Annotated in this window: 7 protein-coding genes; 5 read left to right on the forward strand and 2 right to left on the reverse strand. The window is 41.3% G+C overall.

Going from position 1 to position 17,624, the window contains the following annotated elements:
- The first annotated feature begins 54 nt into the window (after positions 1-54).
- The 5 genes from QZT69_RS14590 to QZT69_RS14610 all read left to right on the forward strand — a co-directional run bounded on the left by QZT69_RS14590 (position 55) and on the right by QZT69_RS14610 (position 14,751).
- Positions 55-3,792: a T9SS type A sorting domain-containing protein gene (locus QZT69_RS14590; RefSeq protein WP_294676195.1), complete on the forward strand. Its 3,738-nt coding sequence runs from the start codon at positions 55-57 to the stop codon at positions 3,790-3,792.
- Positions 3,789-5,522 carry a hypothetical protein gene (locus tag QZT69_RS14595; RefSeq protein WP_294676200.1) on the forward strand — a complete coding sequence of 578 codons (1,734 nt, stop codon included), beginning with the start codon at positions 3,789-3,791 and terminating at the stop codon, positions 5,520-5,522. Before QZT69_RS14590 ends, QZT69_RS14595 begins: the two co-directional genes overlap by 4 nt.
- Positions 5,522-10,972: a hypothetical protein gene (locus tag QZT69_RS14600; RefSeq protein WP_294676204.1), complete on the forward strand. Its 5,451-nt coding sequence runs from the start codon at positions 5,522-5,524 to the stop codon at positions 10,970-10,972. Before QZT69_RS14595 ends, QZT69_RS14600 begins: the two co-directional genes overlap by 1 nt.
- Complete coding sequence (locus QZT69_RS14605) at positions 10,969-11,421, forward strand: hypothetical protein (protein ID WP_294676210.1); 453 nt, start codon at positions 10,969-10,971, stop codon at positions 11,419-11,421. Before QZT69_RS14600 ends, QZT69_RS14605 begins: the two co-directional genes overlap by 4 nt.
- 480 nt (positions 11,422-11,901) lie before the next feature.
- Entirely contained in the window at positions 11,902-14,751 is a 2,850-nt protein-coding gene (locus QZT69_RS14610; RefSeq protein ID WP_294676217.1) for a T9SS type A sorting domain-containing protein, read from the forward strand.
- Between the two features lie 201 nt (positions 14,752-14,952).
- Here the strand turns inward: QZT69_RS14610 and QZT69_RS14615 are convergent, their stop codons facing one another.
- Both QZT69_RS14615 and QZT69_RS14620 read right to left on the reverse strand, forming a co-directional pair.
- Positions 14,953-16,062 carry an acyl-CoA desaturase gene (locus QZT69_RS14615; RefSeq protein ID WP_294676224.1) on the reverse strand — a complete coding sequence of 370 codons (1,110 nt, stop codon included), beginning with the start codon at positions 16,060-16,062 and terminating at the stop codon, positions 14,953-14,955.
- A gap of 147 nt (positions 16,063-16,209) precedes the next feature.
- Positions 16,210-17,613: an MBOAT family protein gene (locus QZT69_RS14620; protein ID WP_294676230.1), complete on the reverse strand. Its 1,404-nt coding sequence runs from the start codon at positions 17,611-17,613 to the stop codon at positions 16,210-16,212.
- Between the last annotated feature and the right edge of the window lie 11 nt (positions 17,614-17,624).

The following is a 17,624-nucleotide window of genomic DNA, read 5'->3' on the forward strand; positions in this document are numbered from 1 at the left end:
ATATTTAGATTTGAAATCGCAAACCACTTTGCATAACAGAAACTTAAACGCTACATGAAATCTAAATCATTCCTGTTCCTGGTCCTCTTATTTCATTGCTTTTCTCACGCACAAACATTGAAAAATGTAGTTGTGAATTTGGATGCAAGCGGACAAGTCTTTGATATCAAGTATATCACCAGCATGCAGAAATACATCGTTGTGGGGAAGTTTTCCAGTATTCAGGGACATGCCGTAAATAATATGGCCTTACTTGATCTGAATTTCAATTATGTAAATGCAACTTTTCCAACTGTAAATGATGAAATCCGCTGTGTGGAGGTTTTTAATGCCAATATATACATCGGAGGCTTATTTACAGTAGTAAATGGTACCAGCCAGGAATGCCTTGCCCGAATGACGATTACCGCACCTGCAGTTGCAACCGACCCTTATGTGGTTGCCCATCTACCTGCGTTTCAACTTCTGAATAATTTCGCGTCGGCTTATTATGTAGCTGATATGGATCTAAATGGAAATGAGATTGTAGCGGTAGGTGGTTTTTATGATTCTTCCAGAAATTGTATCGTTGCTTTTAGTGCAAGCTCGGGAGCCCTGGTTTCTACCAAATTTACAGGTGGATCCGGAATAGATGAATATTATGACCAATATACCAACTATCCGATTTTCACAGTCGATAAGTTGAATAACAACTATGTGGTTGCTGGTCCGGCAATGAGAAATTATACCTATGATAATATTACCTATCCGGACGGAACGGAAATGATGCTCTTTAATAACTCGGGGACACAGCTGACGGGGAATACACTTCCTTCATACCATACCGTGAGTTACCCGAGTTCGACCTATCCTACACACCAGGCAAATGAAATCTCTGTTTTGAATGACAGTATTGTTCTGACTAATTTGCGTCATGGAAGTGGAGCAATATTGCTTGGAGCCTTGAATATTGTTAATCCTGATTCCTATGAGGTATTGCATCCGGTTGCGTTGACTGGGTATGCGTTGGGTAATGCAGGAATTGTATCTTATAACAATAATTTCTATTACATCCGCAATAATACCATTGAACGTGGTTCGGTTACCGGGACAATAGGCTCCGGATCGAGTTTGGCCCTTTCATTTTTGCCTTCGAACAACATTAGTTTGGGAGGTAGTTCGGCATCCCCTTCTTTGTTGGGGAAAATGCTTCAATTGACGAACAACTTCCTGATCGTTTCCAGTGATAATTTGTCAACCATTGCAGGTCAGTCACGCACAGGTTTGGCCATTATGTGCCTGGAACCGGAAGATGCGAAGAAGATGAATAACCTGTATAATATGGCTTCGCTTCCGCCCAATCCACCACCTTTTGAACTGGATACGGTTGTCTGTGCCGGAAATATTAAAGCTTATACGGTTCCGCCCGCTAAATATGCAAATGGGTACCGATGGACTTACAACGGGCCCGGAGTCAAATATTGCCTGGCTAATACCCTGAGCGAAGTTCCAACAACAGCGAGCAGCTGGACAAGCCTCAACGGATCTGTAATAGTCCCTATGTCTGTTACAGCCCATAAAATGTGGTTGATGTTTGATGAATCATTTACCGGTGGAGAGTTGAAAGTAGAACCTTATTCAACCTGTAATACGACAACGGATTATTTATTCTCAAAAGCGGCTACAACAACACTTGTTTTAGCACCTTTACCGGATTTGACCGTAGCAGATTCATTGATGCTGACTTGCTTGAATGATACTGTGAACTTGGTAGCTTCGTCAATTACTCCGGGAGTTAGTTTTTCCTGGTTAAATGAAAATGGAACAACCATTAATAACAGTTCCATTCAATTGACGTTGAGTGGTGTGCAATCGGTTTCGTTCCCGCGTTATTTTACTGCTACCGTAAGCCAAACTTCTGGTAATATGTGTAAAGTAAGAGATAGTGTCTTTGTAGATCGAAGTGTGATCAAACCCGAAATGATTCTGAACGGCTCCCTGCCGATTTGGAATTGTTATTCTGACTCACTGCAAATAGAAGTGATCGATACCAATTCGCTGGCTCCCGAACTTCCGGTTGTGATTTCATGGAATGAATCTTCTAATGACTTTTCGAATGCCAATCCTTTGACCATTTACAGTGATACGGCTTCCATTATTTTTATTGCGACCTATCCTTCTAACGGTTGTGTGGATACGACGCAATTAACCTTAAGTACTGATTTAACTCCGCCAATTCAACAGATCAATGGGTTTTCTTCCGGTTTTCAGCAAGTTGGCACTATCACCTGTACCAATGATTCGCTGTTGGTAATTTTAAGTGATTATAACTCCATTAATACGGATAATTACTGGATCTACCAGGGCGATACTTTGCCCGATTCTGTCTGGGTAACAGCTTCTGATCTGAGTTATCAGGAAGCTGATACGCTTGGAGCAAACCTGGTTACTGTGACCATTGATGAGTACCGGATTAACCCGCTCAACGGTTGTTCAACTTACGGGCCTTTGGCAGCGGTCGTATTTGATATTCGGCAACCTGCAGTTATTGCTTATAGCGGACCTACGAGTTTAACCTGTTCGGCTGATGAGCTGATCCTGGAACATTTTCCGACTTTCGGAATTTCCAATCAGGGATGGCTTCTTGCGAACGGAACTTCTAACGGTGCAGATACGCTGGTGGTAAACGGGTCCGGAGAATTCTATTACCAAGTGGAAGGAACAAACGGCTGTTTAGTTACAGATACGATACAGATTCAGCAAACGAACGAATTACTCTTTGCTTCCGCGATGGATACACTGGTATGTCCCGGAACTCCATTTACGGTAAGTGCTGTTGCAATAGGTCCGGGAACCATGACTTATTCCTGGTCTGATGGAACCCAGGCAATCACTCCGAATGGTATCGGTGGGGAAGATTCTGTTTTCATTGTCCAGGCAGAGAACGGACAAGGCTGTGTTGGAGTTGATACCCTGATGGCTCACATTACCTCTCCGATCAGCGCAACCTTTGAAGCCTTTTCTTCCTGTGGAAGCGGTGGTTTTATTCAGGTCGATTCGATCTACGGTGGAGCAGCCGCAGATCTTTCGGATTATTTGTTTGCCTTTAACGGAGGTGCTTACTCCACGAATTACAATTTCCCGGTGAACCAGATTGCCACCTATCCGCTTTTGATTAAGGATACACTGGGTTGTGAATATGCATTTACGACAGAAATTACAGGAGTCATCCAGAATCCTGGGGTGGACTTCCTGGTGTCAACTTACAACCAGGTAGGAGATACGATTGTTCTGGTCAATATCTCCGGTTTCTCCGATTTCGACGGTGTGTTCTGGACCTTGCCTTCCGGTGTGGAAATGATTAGTTCCTACGATTCCATTGCAATTTTTACAGCTGCGGATAGTGGTTGGTACCAAATCCAGTTTACGGGCTTCCTGATCGATACAGCTGCAAACCCGGCTGACACTTGCTTTTATTCTTTCGATAAGTATGTTTACTTCGGTAATTTCGCTATGAATTTCGGAGATTCGGCAGTTGATAACAGTATCAGCAATGTACAGCTTTATCCGAACCCGATTTCGGCAAACCAAAGTCAAGGTGTTACACTGAGCTTTAATATCGCAGGTCTGCAGCACTATGAAGTGATTTTTACCAGCAGTTTGGGAGAAGTTCTGAATTCCATTTCGGATGAAGGGACCGCGGAAGGCGATATTGTAAAAACATATAATCTGCCTCCATTAGCTTCTGGAACTTACCTGATTCATATTTTGGCCGAGTACGGTGCTGCACAAATTAAACTGATTGTGCAATGATGAAAGTGGTTTTTTGTTTTTGCTTCCTGCTGCCTATCCTTGCGTTTTCCCAAAACCTGGATAAGATCGGTAAAAAAGGAATGATGAAAGTTTCCGGTGGATTGAACTTTTCTTCGAATTTGAATCAGGCCTACGGAAAGACTCTGGCCAGAGATCCGTTCTCCTGGGTGGTTGGTGGAAATGTAACTTTTTCGGTGCTTGATTTTTCCATGCCTTTTACATTTTCGTACACCAACCAGGGCGGAAATTTTACGCAGCCCTTCAATATAACGGCACTGCATCCGACTTACAAGAAGATCAAAGGACATGTGGGAGTCATTTCCATGTCGTTTTCACCTTACACGCTTGCCGGATTGAACTTTGCAGGTGCAGGACTGGAATACACACCGGGTAAATGGAAGATCCAGGGTTTTGGAGGAAGACTGAAAAAGCAGGTAGCCTTTATCCCGGAGATCAACAACATTGAAACGATGGCCTACAGAAGATGGGGCGGTGGAATTTCTGTCGGATATGAAGACAAAGGTTATGGAGCTACTTTTATTTTGTTGAAAGCCTCTGATCAGCGTACTTCATTGGCAGTCGTTCCAAACAGCGCAACCATTACTCCGATGGACAATATCGTGGCGTCTCTGGCTTTGAAAGGAAAAATCGGGAAATCGATCCTGATGACTGCGGAATATGCATCCAGTATTCTTACACGAAATACTGAGCTTACGGAAAAGATTGAACGCAAGACGTATGCAAAAACCATGTCGCCGCTTGTAAACGGAAACCAGTCTACGATTGCTTTCGGGGCTTTCAACGGGTCGATCAATTATCAGTACAAGGTGTTCTCCATCGGGGCGAAATACGAACGGATTGATCCGGGATACACCACACTTGGCGGTATGTACTTCAACAACGATTTGGAGAATATTACGCTTACACCGGCAATTGCACTTTTCAGGGGGAAACTGAACATCAATATCAATACCGGAGTTCAACGCAACAACCTGAATAACCTGAGTGCTAATGAAATGAAACGCTGGGTAGGAACAATTGCCCTTTCAAGTATGCCTTTCAAAAACTTTACGGTTTCCGGAAATTACTCGAATTTCTCTTCTTTCTCGAAACGGAATCCGGCTTCAGATCCTTTCTACAACCCGGTCGGAGACACCCTGAATTTCTACCAGATTTCTACGAATGCGAGCGCAAGCATGTCTTACAATTTTGGGAAGAAGCGTAAAAGCACTTTGATGTTGAACGGGAATTATTCCGTAAGCGAAAACATTACCGGACGCCTGGAAGATGCTGCCGCTTTCGGCTTCAATGTTTCGGGAACGAACCAAACCGGTCCTGTAACGGTATTAACCGGGATGTTCGGTCACACACTTTCTTTTGAGAAATCGAAATCTTCATTGGGCTGGACAATCAACGGAAGCCAGTCGAGGGCCATGAGCAATGAAAACCTGTATTTCGGTCCGGGAGTGAATTACTCGAAACCAATTTTGAAGTGGATCAACCTCACCACAGGACTTACCTACAATCAGAATTACACGAATTCAAAGCTTGCCAACCACGTCATGAATACGCGGGTCGGACTTTCGTTTAAGCCTACCTGGTGGGACAAAAAATTCGGTTCGTTGAACTTTTCACTGAACGGAAGTTTGGTGAACCGGTTTGCAGTTGCCAAAACCTCCAAAAACCAGGGAGATATTGCCCTTATTTTCAATCTTAACTACGGATTCTAATGCGTAATTACTTTTTCCGAATAAAATTTCGTTTACTCTTTTTGCTCCTGCTTTTTGCCGGATCAGGAATCCATGCACAGGTTTATCCGGTTCAGGTAACCGTTGTACCGACACCGCCTCACCGCAACTATTTGAATTCATTTTCGGAGCAGGGGGCATTGAATGTGTTCCTGACACTGACTGATTTCAATTCGGGACCCATTTCTGTGAAACTGAAAATGGAACTGAATGGTCCGGGATACCAATTCCGCTCCCTTCCGAATAACCTGATTTATGTCCTGAATCCGGGACAACCGGTGCAGGTTCCCATGGAAGACCTGGCGGTGTTCTTCAGTTCTACCGGGCAGACCCTGAATTTCAATCCGGGGAAACTACCGGAAGGAAATACCTCTATCTGCATTGATGTGATTAAAAACCAAAGCGGTGAAGTGCTTTCCCAAAATGGCTGCGGTTACTTTTACATGGGATACGGTCAGCCGGCATCTTTGCTGCAGCCGGCTTGTAATGCTACTGTTCAGATCCCTGCGGGATACCCGGCTTCCACCGATCTACGGACCCTTCCTTTGCAGTTCAATTTTATTCCGGCACTTGCACCGATCGGTTTGCAGCAGGAAGTAGAAAACACCTTGTATATCTACAATTGGCTGGGCACAGTGAATACCAATCCTCCTCTTACACCGAATGGCCTGGCTTTGGCTATGGATCCGGTGGAATTGGGTCCAATTACGGCTCACACGCTTTTACCGATCAATAATCAGCTCATTGTGGGGCAGGAATATGTTTGGTATGTGAAGACCAGCCTGAACGGTTCCACGAATCAGTTCCAGAATGGCGGCTGGTCAGCTCCGTGCAAATTTAAGTATGGTGCAGCGCAGTCTATTGAGGAAGCCCTGGCTAACGGACTTTCCGTGGAGTGGGTAGACCTGGTTTCCAATTCCGAATCCAAAGGAACGGGAACCTGGAAAGTGGTGAAGGAAGATCCGAACTCATCGGCTACGTTCAACCAGTTTATTCTAAAATACCGCAGAAAAGTTCCTGCCGGTCAGCAGCCCTTCGAATGGTTCTCCGATACGGTCAACGATTTGAGTAAGGCCATTTACCAGCTGGAGCCTGCAACGACTTACGAAGCGAGCGTGGCAGGACGTTTGGGGAGTTTTGTTTCCGAGCCAACCGAAATACGCACTTTCACTACAGCTCCGCCAAGAACTTATAGTTGTGGAGTAGCCAATTTCCCGGGAAGAGCAACCGCATTCCAGCCTTTGGAATACGCAGATCCTGGAATGAAAGTCAAGATCGGGATGTTCCAGCTGGAGTTTGTTTCCGTTCAGAATACCGGTCAGCCCGGGCATTTCAGTGGTACGGGACTCATCCCGGTAGATTTCCTCTTCGGAGCGGAAGCACGGGTGAAGTTTGACAACCTGAAGATCGACAAGGAATACGATGTATGGGAAGGAACGGCGCATGTGATCACAGATGGACTGGATGCCTGGCTGGAAGATCAGTACCAGCAGTTCCAGGACCCGATCTTTGTGAACGGAACGGTTGATTCGGCTTATGTGTCCGATTCTATTGCACATGTGGTAATTGATGGAATAGATACCACATTTACTTTCCCTTGTGCCACTTGTCCGGTTATCATTAATGACGTAGCAGGAAACCAGGTTACGATCTATCCGAACGGAACGGTGATCTGGAGCAGTTACCTCGATGTGTCGGATGAACAGCTGGATGTTCCGGATACGGAGATTGGTGTGTTTGAGCAGCATGCACAGGAAACCGGTGGATTTGATCCTTTCGAGCACATCGAATGGAACGCGAATTACGAGATTATCCGGACCTCGAATGCTGTCAATTATTTTGTGGCCAATAAATCGTTGATAAAAGGACAACCCGACAAAGTTTCCCTGAGTGTTCCGGAAAACAAGTACACGGCTACCAATGTGCAGCTTTCCTGGGCCGGACTTGCAACACCTTTGGCGCCGGCTTCAAGCACAGTTTCAAGCGGCAAAAGAGTATTCGTATTCGATTTACCGGCATTCAATGATGATGACGAATTTGCCATTTACGCGATCTCCGATAATCTGAAGATCGGTAAGTTGAATGTGGTGGTTTATGAATTAATTCAAAAAAATATAGTTGTTATTCCTATTGGTGGAACTATTGATGGTAGTCAATTAAGAACCTATTTGAATACTACTCTGGGAGAGTCTGGTATTGATTTCACTATAACTATTAGTGATACTACAGGGGTTGGTAAATATTCATCACTCAGTAGTCTGAATATTCCAGATGCAACTTTAATGAGTAAGTATTCTGGTAAGATGCGCCAGATCAGGAACAGCTATTTTGATACACATGAAGAAGAAGATAATTCTTTCTATTTTTTCATAGTTTCTTCTTTGATGGATACGGTTCATAATCTTCCCGTAGATGGTTATATGGTTCGAGGTAAAAATATCGGATTCATCCAGTCAGGAAGCACCTTCCGAACATATGCCCATGAGTTGGGACATGGGGCAGGTTTTTTGGAACATAGCTGGAAAAATAATGGGCCTGAAAGAGGTAGTTCTAATAATTTAATGGATTATGTCAGTGATGATAATTTATTATTCAGCCAATGGGAGGAGTTAAGAAATCCAAACGGCACTGGTTTATGGGATGAAGAGGAAGATAATGAATCTGACGTAAGCGGCAATTATCTCAAGCGACTTTTGCCTTTGAAGAATGCTAATAATACGTTTACATTTTTTGATCCCTCTGGTGGAATTATATCAATCCCTGTGGATGGATTAACTAATATTTGTATTTCAGATAATAACTCTTATAAAAGTTTTTCCGAAAACACCAGATTAAATGTTCCTGCTGGGACTTTAGTTGAGTTTAGCTATAATGGTAAGCGATATTTTAGTTTTGGTACTGAAACTGATTTTGCCGGATATGCATACAAAGAGGGGGATACCAGGGTTTACTATGAAGACCCCTATTCTAAGGAAATTCCCGAAAGTGATCGACAGGTAATACTAGGTTTTCCATATTATCCTGATGCTCAGGAAATTGTAAATCGAATTCCTGAAGTTAATGGAGTTGTAACCTATTCCTTAGATAACATTCAGTTTTCGGATCTTCCAACCTATGCTTTCCGATTGGTTAAGCCAACAAGTTCTTTTTCATGGCCCTCCGAAACAATAACTTATCTTAATAAACCCTCAAAGAACTTTGATAAGTTCGCGAGTTTCATGGAGAAATTCGACTATTATGATGGTCCATTGGTTGATATTAAGAATTTTAATATCAGTTGGAATGATTATGCAAAAGGTTTTTTGGTATTAAATAGTACGGAATTTTTTGGGTATAACTACAATCAAGCTATTCAATGTGCGAATTATATTAATTCTAATCCTGGAGTATATATTAGTATTCAGGCTTGTAATTCAGTGGATTTTCCTATAAGAAATCATAAACAATTAAATACTTACCTGTATGAAGATGAATTATCACCTATTCCAACGGATGGTAATTTTTCCTACTGGAGGCCAATTAATCAGTATTCGGAAGCACAAAAAGAACATTATATAGATCAGTTTAAGGGGACTTTAAGGGCTAGGACTGATAATGCAACATCGTTTAATAGCGAGATTGAAAATTGGCCTATCAATAATCCGGATGGATTAAATACAAAATTGGCCGGTCTATGTGAAGGTCATTATTCTGAATTGTCAGTTAAAGCACGAAAGCAAATTATAAAAACCCTTGCACAATCAAATGATATTGATGAGTGTGATATGGGAATCTTTAGTTCTTCAACTACCTGTTCTGAAGGACAAATTTTGGCCGTTTTAAGAAATGCGCCTGCCACACAGTATAAAGAAATAGTAACTTTTTTAAAGGAAAACGATAATTTATATTTCAGGAGACTCTACAAGGGGATTGATAATCATACATGGGGTGCTTATAATTTTGAGGAGTTCACAAAACTGCTTACCGCTATTGTTACTAATGCCTTTGACGATTACGAAGGTCTGTTGGATAATAATGCTGTGATCTATTATGAGAGCATTGCAATGGATAATTACATTTCAATGTATGAGCAAAAGCAAAGATATTTGGGTAGTTCGTTAGTTGAGTCTGATCCGGCAGGTAAGGTTTGGATTAACATGCATTTTCAATATGGCAATGGTTATATTCCTCCAAGTGAGCTTAAACACCAATACAATCCTTTGGATGTTATATTGATATATGGTGCCAGTGAGTATAATTATTCTTCCCAATATTTCAAATTAGCCGCTGGAGAAATGAAATTAGTACCAGCCTTTTATTTGGCGGCAGTGAATAAATCCGGGCAAGATAGAAAATTTGAATACGAATTAAATGTAGTAACAACTGTTGCTGGTGGAATAATTATGCTGCCTTTAGCTGAGGCTCAGGTTGCTGCGGGTGGTATTGCAGAATTGTGTGCTGTAACTGAGGTTATTGCATATTCTGTTCAGGCACCAATTATTGTAACGGATGTTTTAAATACATTGGATCCAAATTCGGAATCCTATTATATCATTTCGAAATTGAATGATTTTTGCACGGCTGCCATGCTATTTTCTGGCGGTGCAATGATGATCTCAAATCTTGATAATGCCGCAAACTTTGTCAAAAATATAGATCTTGACAAATTGAAAAATATCCCTAGCCAGGTTTCAATTCAGTTTCAGGACAAGATCAGGAAATTGCGTGATTTTGCATTAGCTCTTTTAAAGAAGTTTCAGAGAACGGAAACATTATTAGAAATGCTTAATGGACCATCGCTTAAATCTTTGAAGAATAATGTGAACGGCCTTAGCGAAGCTCTTTATACTCAATTTTTGGATGATTTTTCAAAAAGTCACTTAGAGGATTTGAAAAAACTTCAGAATGAAGGTTTATTTGAAATTTGGAAAACCGGTGTTCGAAGTAGTAATATAGAGGAGTTAAGAGAAGTAGCAAAAATACCAAATCTGAGATCAGAATATGCCCAAAAAGTAAAAGCATTGGCTCAGAAGAAAATCGAATTAGAAAGTCAGGGTAAGACCCCACTTGAAATTGCACAGACACTTTTTGGAAATAGAAGAGACTTAACCATACATTACAAAAAGATAACTCCGGATGATTTAATGGAATGGATCTATAAGCGGAATCATTTTGAGTATGTTGTAAAAGGAACCGGTGACAAATGGGGACTTACCTGGCAAGGCGCATTAAAAAAATATTCTAAAGATATTGTGGAAGATCTTTCTCAAGCGACTCCTAGCCAAATGAATGAAATTTATAGTAAAATTGCAGGAAGCGCATCGGAAATATTTGAAGGAGCGGAAGACAAAATAGCTCTGGGGCAAAGATTTTTGACTTATTTTGATGGAAAGGTTACTCCAACAGAATTTTTATCTTTAGAGCGAGTATTATTGAAATATAGAATGATGTGATTTTATTGAACTTTGGAAATTATAAAATAGCAAGAAAAATTCTGATTGAAAATGAGATAATTCAGTTTTTTGAGGAAGAACCATATTCAGCTTCAGCTACTGAGAAAGATGGTCTTTATGAGGTGCTTAATAAGCAGTTGATAGCAATCTTTTCGGATAAGAAGAAAAATTACTTGTATTTGAATGGTCAGTTATTTCTATTAACTCCGGAAATATCAATTGAATATTTTATTGCTCAGGATATGCATACCAGGAGCTGGTTTAAATTATTTAAGTCGGAGGATTTAATTTTCAATATAAATTATTTAAATCCACATAAGCCTTTTGTTTTGTCCGATCCTTTTTTTTCGGATGAAGATTATGAGACAACTAACTTTGCTTCTCATCTTGCCCAGTGGATATCGAAAATAAAAAAAGAGAATAATGTTGTCTTGTTTCACAAGCCATAATCCTTTATAAAGAATAATTAAGGATTGGTTAAACCTCAATTTGCATCTGATTTTTACAAGTATTTGTTCCAACGGATTAAAGCTGTTAAACTCAGATTTTACAATACCACCATCAAGAATTTTGCTTATGATATGATTGTTCTGAATGAATTACAGGTAATGCATCGGTTGAAGTATACGATTTGAACGAGAAATTGCTCTTGACTGAGAAAAATATCAGCCCGGAAGGCCCGCTTTCACTAGAGGCACTTAGCGGAAAAGTTTTCCTGATCAAAATCCTTGAGAACGGAAGAAGCATGTAGCAAAGAGTGGTGAAGCTTTAAAAGTTATGGAACTTACGGTGCTGTTCCATTTCCCGGAACAGCACTTTTTGAGTTTCGTCCGATCGGATAAAAATGAATCCGACCTACCAACCCTTTCCTTTAAACTCTCGTTCACCTCTAAAAGTGAATAGATGTTTAACACCTAAAAAAAATCACCATGAAGATAATTTCTACCTGTCTCGTGCTATTAATCGGAGGAACTGCTTTTTCTCAATTTAATAGGACCTACTTACATGCAACACCATCCAGGACTACCTTTTCAGGTTACACCTATTTTGATGATCAAAATCAGCAGCACCTGGTAAGTTTGGGCGCTGGTTCCGCCAGCCAGATCGAATTAACAACCCAGAAATTAGATGACCTGGGAGAAGTACTGGATGTAGTTCGTCAAAACTACACACTTACGCTTCCTTCCGGAATTCAAAATGAATACCTGCTGGGAGTGTTTGAAAACCAAACGGAGCGGTTTTATGTACTGGAAGCCGGAAGCAATTCGGCTTTGAATATTGTTTGGCTGAAAGTCAATAAAAGTACGGGAGCATTGATCAGTTCCCAGGTAACATCCAGTACATACAGGATTGGTTACTTTGAAGCAAAACTGATCGGAGACGAATTGGTTTCCTATCAGGTGAAAAGTACGGGCGGCTTGGTTCGTCTGGCTGTCAATACAACTTCTTTTGGAGCTCCTTCTGAAGAAATGGTCGATGCTTCAATTACCATGTCAGTTACCTATAGCAATACAATCAACGGTTGGAAAAACGGGAACTTATTGCTAATGAATGGAGTGGAAAAAGTGATTTGCTACGGAGGCTTAACGAATGCGAAGATTTTCACAAGAAATGCCGCAAATAATTATACTGCCATAACTACCGGTGTAGCTGCGAACAGATCCGTAAGTTCGTTTTTAGTTAATCCAACAACCATTGGAATAACAAATGGAATGACTGTGGAGCATTACAACGCTGCCGGCGTACTGGGAACTTCGGGAACTTTTTCCGTAAATTCTATCAAGCCGATTAACCAGGTTGCTTTTTTCAATAACAGTTATCATATTTTTAGTAAGGCCATGGGAACAAATGCTCCTTCCACTTTCTACAAGGCAGATGCATCCTTTATGGTAACAGATTCATTAACGGGTATTGTACCGGCAGTTTACCAGTTCTTTTCTGCTAACGGGATGAACTATATTTTAGGAAACGGACTTGTAAAAGGAATTTCGGAAGATCTGTCGGGAACGGCAAGTGCCGGAACAAGCATTTTTTGTGAGAAATATACGCAAAAACCAATCCTGGACTTTTCGGAATACAACGTGAAAATGAAATCCGGGTCGAAAACAATGGCCAATATCGGATTGGGAACAAAAGTGATCGCAACAACACTTGATAATCTTGCTGGATTAACTTATGATAAACGCTCGGCGGTGTATAACCTATCCGAAAGATTTGTAGGATTTGTAAATTCGGAGGTTCTTGCGAATGATCGTTCTACTTATTTGGATCAGTTTGACGAACTTCCCGGTCCATATACTACAAATGCCTCTTACAATGAAGTACAGGAAGCAAAATACAATCGTCCGTACCATGTAAGTCTTCAAATGATTGAAGACCACATTGATTCCGTTCAGATGGGGTCGTCGGCATACATTCCTGTTTTCGGGATCAGAAATTGGCCCGCTCACGGAAACACAGCTGTCGGTCAGGCTGCAGATCTTGCTGAATTTGTAGACGTTAATTCCAACGGTATTTATGAACCTTTACAGGGGGATTATCCGAAGATTTATGGGAATGATTGTGTATTCAGCATTACACACTACAGGGATAACGGAGATGCCGGAAAAGCATTTGAAATTCACAGCTACGTTTATACACAGTTATGCGATACCAGTGAAACTTTTGATAATGTATTGATGCGTAAGGTTAAATTGATTTCGCGCGGAGTTGAAATGGATTCGCTTTACTTCGGAGGAAATTTCGATGGAGACATGGGGAATTACAACGATGATTACATAGGTACGAATGTCGGGTTGGGAATGATTTACAATTACAATGCAGATTTAAATGACGAAGCAAATTCCGGCAGACTTGGTTTCAACGATACACTTCCTGCGCAGGGGGTTATGGTGTTGAAAGGATTCAAACAGGAAAATGATGGTCTGGACAATGAAATTGGTATCATGCCCGGAGAATCTGTAAATGGTTACGGTTTTAACGATGGAGTGATTGATAACGAATACTCCGGTTTATTTGCTTCGACAATATTTACCGGAACAAACTCTGCTGCCGGACAATCAGATCCTACGAATTCGACTCAATTGGTTAATTACTTAAACGGGCTTTGGCAGTTTGGTGATCAGATTTACTATGGAGGAACTGGATTTCCGGGTGCACCTTGTGTAGGAACAATCGAATCCAATTTCATGTATACCGGAGATTCGGATCCGCTGCATTTCGGAACAGGAGGTGTTGATCCCGGGTTTGTGTGGTCAGAATATGAACCATGCGGAAGCGGATCAACTTCAAATCCGGCAGGCGACCGCCGTGGGATCTACTCTTTTGGAAAAACTGCTTTGAGTAATGGTGACATGGTCGAATTGGATTATGCATACCTGGTTAAACGTTTGGATGCACCGGGGACAACCATTTTTGAACCGGTAACAGATCTGTTTGTGAAAGCAGAAGCGGTTAGAAATGCATTCCTGAGTAATGATGGACCTTGTGGAATTAATTTTGATCCGATCCCGGAAGATTTAGGTGTAGGGGAAAATATGATTGATGGTGATTTGTACACACTTTATCCGAATCCTACGACAGGATCTATCCGAATCAACGGAATTTCCGGGGCGGGAGCAACGGTTCAGGTTTTCGACCTGAACGGGAAAATCCTTCAAACAATTCCGGATTACAAAAATATGGAAGTCCTTGATCTTAGCGGATTGGATGGAAATATGTTTGTGGTTCGCATTATAGACGGATCCAAGTATTCGCAGAAAAGGGTCGTGAAGTATTAAGTAAAAGATTCTTGATCAATGAAACCCATTCGCCAAAAGGTGGATGGGTTTTTTAGTTTTTGGGTCCACATATTAAGATCAAATGGAACTTGAGTTTCTGGATAAGTTAAGCCGTTACATTTCTGCAGGAAATACATACTGTTCCGGGCTGTTGACCACAGAGATTCGCCCCTTATTCTAAGAATAATTCGTAACTCGTAATTAGGAATTGGGAATTAACAGATCCGGTTTTCCCAGCTGATACAAAAAGGAAAAGTGTGAGTTGACCGCGCCTGCCAAAGTACGGTTTTCCAAATAAGGAACCCCAAATTCGGTAGCGGTTTGTTTCACGATCTCAGCGATTTGAGGATAATGGATGTGAGAAATATAGGGGAATAAATGATGTTCCACCTGGAAATTTAATCCGCCGACATACCAGGAAACAAGTTTGCTTTTTCGTGAAAAATTGGAAGTTGTCTGCAATTGATGGATTGCCCAGTCGTTCTCAATGATTCCCTGTTCGTTCGGCAGAGGATGACTCGTTCCCTCAACGGTATGGGCTAGTTGAAAGATCAATGCAAGAATAAAACCTGCAATGGCATGCATCACCAAAAAACCAAGGATCGTGGTACCGGTGGGTAATCCGACAATAGCGATCGGAAGGTACAAGGCCGTGAAAAAATAAATTCCCTTCATGGAAACGATTTGTAAGATCTTTCGCCAGTTGCTTTTCTTCTCCTCACAAAAAGTTTTGTGCTTACGGTATTGAAAAAATTGAACAAAATCTTTCAATGTTACCCAGTACAAAGTCAATATCGAATAAAAGAAAACGACATAAATGAACTGGAAGCGATGGTATGCTTTACGCTCGGAATGGGGGCAGAACCGCATCAGTAATTTGTCATCAATATCTTCGTCCATATTTACAACATTGGTATAGGTATGGTGCAGGACGTTGTGCTGCATTTTCCAATTGCATACCGATCCACCCAGCAAATTGAGGGTATGTCCCATGAAATAGTTCAAAGTCTTGTTTTTGGAGAAAGCTCCGTGATTGGCATCGTGCATCACACTCATTCCAATTCCCGCCAGGGCAAATCCCATGAGGCTCCAAAGCAGTAATTGTGCATAAACAGGTAGTGTAACCGTCAGAAGAATACAAAAAGGAGCTGTATACATTGCTAAGAGAATGAACGCCTTGATGTATAACTTCGAGTTTCCTTGTTTTTTGATCTTGTTTCCGCTAAAGTATCCGTCTATGCGTTTTTTGAGTGTTGGAAAGAAGTGTTCAAGGTCTTTCTTCTTCCATTTCACTGAACCGATTTCGCTCATTCAATTATGTTAGTCGGGCAAGATAGACATAAAAAACCGTCTTGCTTCCATTATTGGAAATCTTTAGACTAACTGTTTGTTTTTCACGATTGAAATGGAATGGTGAAAACATTTCGATGTACCGAAAAATTGGAATTCCCCAAAAACTTAAAAATTAAAATAAATGAACGGGTTGTACGAACTGCTTGTTAATTCCATGACACAATACAGAAGAGCAGCTAATAAAAGCAGATTTCTTCCGGTTTCTAGTAAAATTGTTGGTATACCGGATACAGGCCTGATTTCTTTGAGCCAGGAATTGAAGGGGAGAAGGCTTAGCAAAATTCCCAGTAAAAGAACGGTTATACGTTCGTAATCCAGGAAATAATAAAAGACACGTGTAGCCTCATGATTGGTAGTAAATAGTCGACCGACAAACTTGAAAGCTTCATCAAAATCTTCTATTCGAAAGAAAACCCACCCGATCATTACAATAAGCATGGTGTATGACCAGCGAATAATGATTGGCGTTTTCGAAAGGATTTTATCAAATCCCAATCGCTCAATGATTAGGAAAACACCATGAAAGATCCCCCAGAAAAGAAAGCTCCAGGAGGCTCCGTGCCAAAATCCGGTTAGTGCAAAGACCAGGAATAGATTGATATAGTTCCTCACAGGAGAAACACGGTTTCCACCTAATGGGATATAGACATAATCCCGGAACCAGGTAGAAAGCGAAATATGCCACCTGCGCCAAAATTCTTTGATAGAGGTCGAGATATAAGGGAATTCGAAGTTTTCCAAAAGGGATATCCCGAACATACGCGCTAAACCGATTGCCATATCGGAATAACCGGAGAAATCGAAATAAATTTGAAGCGTATAGGCTAAAATTCCCAGCCATACTGCTCCGGTACTCAATGTTGAATGATCGGCATCAATGATCGCATCTGCGATACCGGCCAAAGTGTTGGCTATAATCACTTTTTTAAATAATCCAACGATGAAACGTTTGATTCCCAGGGCTAATTGATCAAGACTTTCGGAACGTGCTTTAAGCTGATAAATGATGTCTTTATATCTTACAATTGGCCCTGCGACCAGCTGCGGAAAGAAAACGACATATAACATGGTCCGGGAATAGTGAACTTTAGGAAGGTCCGGATTTTGGTAAATGTCGCGCAGCATGGAGATCTGGTGGAAAGTATAAAAGGAAATACCTATCGGAAGGGCGATATGAACCCAGTCGTGTGTGTCTTTGTGAAAAAGTGACCCGATGTTGTCAACGAAAAAACCGGTGTATTTAAAAATCACCAAAAGCAATACATTTCCGATGACGCCGGTGATCAGCCATTTTTTTGCGTAAATCCTCCGGTTAATTTGTTTTGCAATGAAAAAATTGATGGTAACGGATGCTATCAGCAATCCTGTTAAATTTATTCCGCCCCATGCATAGAATAACAAGCTGAAAAACAGCAGTACAGCATTTTTTCCATAACGGGGCGAAAGGTAATATACAAGCAGTACCAGTGGCAAAAAGTAAAAAAGAAAAACAAGACTGCTGAATAACATGTTGGTGGTGG

It is taken from the genome of uncultured Fluviicola sp. (assembly GCF_902168135.1).
In the GTDB taxonomy this organism is placed as follows: domain Bacteria; phylum Bacteroidota; class Bacteroidia; order Flavobacteriales_D; family Crocinitomicaceae; genus Fluviicola.

What these genes read in the sequence shown, in the direction of transcription:
- QZT69_RS14590 (WP_294676195.1), top strand. Translation starts at nt 55, where the DNA reads ATGAAATCTAAATCATTCCTGTTCCTGGTCCTCTTATTTCATTGCTTT.
- QZT69_RS14595 (WP_294676200.1), top strand. Translation starts at nt 3,789, where the DNA reads ATGATGAAAGTGGTTTTTTGTTTTTGCTTCCTGCTGCCTATCCTTGCG.
- QZT69_RS14600 (WP_294676204.1), top strand. Translation starts at nt 5,522, where the DNA reads ATGCGTAATTACTTTTTCCGAATAAAATTTCGTTTACTCTTTTTGCTC.
- QZT69_RS14610 (WP_294676217.1), top strand. Translation starts at nt 11,902, where the DNA reads ATGAAGATAATTTCTACCTGTCTCGTGCTATTAATCGGAGGAACTGCT.
- QZT69_RS14615 (WP_294676224.1), bottom strand. Translation starts at nt 16,062, where the DNA reads ATGAGCGAAATCGGTTCAGTGAAATGGAAGAAGAAAGACCTTGAACAC.
- QZT69_RS14620 (WP_294676230.1), bottom strand. Translation starts at nt 17,613, where the DNA reads ATGTTATTCAGCAGTCTTGTTTTTCTTTTTTACTTTTTGCCACTGGTA.